This is a genomic window from Micromonospora sp. NPDC050980 (assembly GCF_040653835.1).
Classification (GTDB): Bacteria; Actinomycetota; Actinomycetes; order Mycobacteriales; family Micromonosporaceae; genus Micromonospora.
This window is the reverse complement of sequence record NZ_JBFAGS010000062.1, coordinates 1-2,351: the sequence shown is the minus strand read 5'-3', so window position 1 is coordinate 2,351 and position 2,351 is coordinate 1. Positions and strand designations below refer to the sequence as shown.

Sequence of the window (2,351 nt, the reverse complement as noted above, 5' to 3'; positions counted from 1 at the left end):
CTGAACGCCTTCCAGATCACCTTCGAAGGCCGGCTCACCCCGGCCAACCACTGACCACCTCAACAACCAAGATCAGCCGTTAACTTGACAGACCCACATCGTGGTAAGGATGGCGGGATGGCCGGGATCAGCCTGCCCGCCGGGGCGCGGCTGGTGTACTTCCGCGCGGTTATGTGCTGAATGGAGGCCGGTCGCTGCGCAATTTGGCCGGCCGAGGCTTTCGGCAACGCACAGGGTCGAGCTGCGGCAGCGCTGGAAGGCGCGCCGGGCCGCCACCGAAGTGATGGTCGCCCAATCGAGAGGCTGTGTTAGCCGATCAGCTACCGCCGGTTCGGTGGGGCTCTGGCGCGCATTCTGTGATTGATCTTCGCGGAGACGGTTCGTGGGGTGGTCAGGATGCGTTTGCGGAGGAGGTGGGCTGGGAATGGCGAGCCCGTTCGGCCGGCGGGAGGTGAAGCTGGTCCTCGTGGTTGTCCTGGGCACCCTTCTGGTCGGCGCAGGGATCCTGCTCACTGTTCGGCTGCGCGAGGCGATCGACGAGCGGGTTCGCGTCGGCGCCGAGGCGACAGGCGAAGTGGTCCACGTCGAACGGTTCAGGATCACGCGTTCGTTCTCCGCCAACAGGCTGACTGTGGACTACACGTTCGACGGCGTGCGGTACCGGGAGCGGTTCTCCAGCGAACTCGACGAGAGTGAGTTCCGCGTCGGCGAGTTACTCGACGTACGCGTCGACAGGACGGATCCGACCCGGGCTGCCACGCCCGACGGGTACGCGACGGAGGATCTGCTCCTGCAGGTGCCGACCCTCCTGGAAGTACTCGGTGCCGTCATGATTGTGATCCCGCTCGCGTTGATCAGAACGGGCCCCCGGCGCGATTAGGTGGGCGGGTGGAACTCGACTGCCGCCCCGGCCCTGGGTCGGGTCGGCAGGTTTGCGCCGGGGTCGTCGACTGATTGATGGCGGAAGGGTGGTAGGCCGCGCGACCCTGCGCCGTCCGACGGATCTCGCCAATCTGCTCAACGTGCCCTGAATCGCCTGGCCGAGAGCAGCCGAGCGCACCGTAGCCAGCGTCGGTCCTGTCGACGACGTCTCGAACCGGGCCGGCATGCCTTGCTCGCTGTGGCTGAGCCGGGCAACGGCGACACCTGCGCTCGTCTCACCGCCGGATTCGAGATCGGTGTCGCCACCGCTTGGCGGTACGTGCAGGAAGTGATCGTAGGCACCCCTTCAGGGATGCGTGCCGGGTCGCGCCGCCATCCTGGCGACAGGCGCTCGTCGTGATCGGTGCTCATCGTTCCGAGACGGCTGCCCCCACACTCTGGCGCGTCACCGGAGGCGTCACAAATCAAGATCGAACAGCCGGCATAGCCGGTAGTGCGCGGCAAAATCTGACATAGCCATGGGCGCATATCCGCACTTGGTAGCAGGTTTCGGCAGGGTCCGGCATTGGCCGTGACGAGGTTCACCTTTCTGGCAGTGTGGGGGTCAGGGGTTCGAGTCCCCTCGGCTCCACCTTGTGTTTGTGCAGGTCAAGCGACATCTCTCATAGAGAATGTCGCTTTTCTTGATCTTTTGGTCAGAGATTTGCTCACAGCTGCGCCCCACACTCCCGTCCGGACGGCAAGATCTACAACCGGGTCGAAACCGCCCTGCCTGGTGGTTGTGTAGCTCGCGGTGCGGCTGCTGGCGAGGGCGAAAAGTGTGGGGCGTGACCAGGGAGCCGTCGCTCGATGGCCTGGACCTCGACGGGGTCCACGGACGGACGTCCATCGATGTCAAACCGCGTCTGGACATCAGCCCATCGCCGCCACCGCCGGACGACGTCGCTCGCGTCGAGACCGGTAGCTCTCGCGATGTCCGTCAGGTCGGGCCCGCCCGTAGAGCGGTGTGGATCATTGAGGGTTGCCAGCGAGTCCACCAGGACACCACCGCAGCGGACAACGCCAGCTCCGCCAGGACGGCATCGAGTCCGGATTCCGGCGTCCGAGCGACGGCATGGTCATGAAGATCGAGAGGGAGTTGGAACTGGTTGATCTTTTTCGCATCGGCGAACCGCACCGGCGGTTCGGTCGGTCGGGCCGGGTTCATCGGGCACCGCCCGATCCGCGTGAGCTGAGGCAAACTCAGTGGTAGCGGGTCACCGGCGATCATGGCGGTGTGCTTCGCATGTGGCACCTCCGGCCCACCTTGTTGATCTTTCTGCGAACCCGCTGGCCCCCGCGCGTCGCGACGCTCTGCGCGCTGCTCGACGCGGATTGCGGCTGGCCACGCATCCGGCGCCGAATGTACTAGCGTCGGGGGAATGAGGGACCGCGCTGCGAGGTATGAGCCACTGACGGTGGCACGCCTA

General features: G+C 65.5%; 1 protein-coding gene and 2 pseudogenes. 2 read left to right on the top strand and 1 reads right to left on the bottom strand.

Translation table 11 applies throughout. The features are described from left to right. Window positions 1–424: 424 nt before the first annotated feature. The gene (locus AB0H28_RS29975) at window positions 425–880 is read left to right on the top strand and encodes a DUF3592 domain-containing protein (protein WP_358047485.1); all 456 of its coding nucleotides are present in this window, start codon (window positions 425–427) and stop codon (window positions 878–880) included. 147 nt (window positions 881–1,027) lie between these two features. Next, window positions 1,028–1,216, top strand: a pseudogene (locus AB0H28_RS29970) (IS5/IS1182 family transposase); the annotation flags it as partial. Window positions 1,217–1,718: 502 nt separating this feature from the next. Here the strand turns inward: AB0H28_RS29970 and AB0H28_RS29965 are convergent. Beyond that, a pseudogene (locus AB0H28_RS29965) lies at window positions 1,719–2,089 on the bottom strand (hypothetical protein); the annotation flags it as partial. Window positions 2,090–2,351 lie beyond the last annotated feature (262 nt).

What these genes read in the sequence shown, in the direction of transcription:
- AB0H28_RS29975 (WP_358047485.1), top strand. Translation starts at nt 425, where the DNA reads ATGGCGAGCCCGTTCGGCCGGCGGGAGGTGAAGCTGGTCCTCGTGGTT.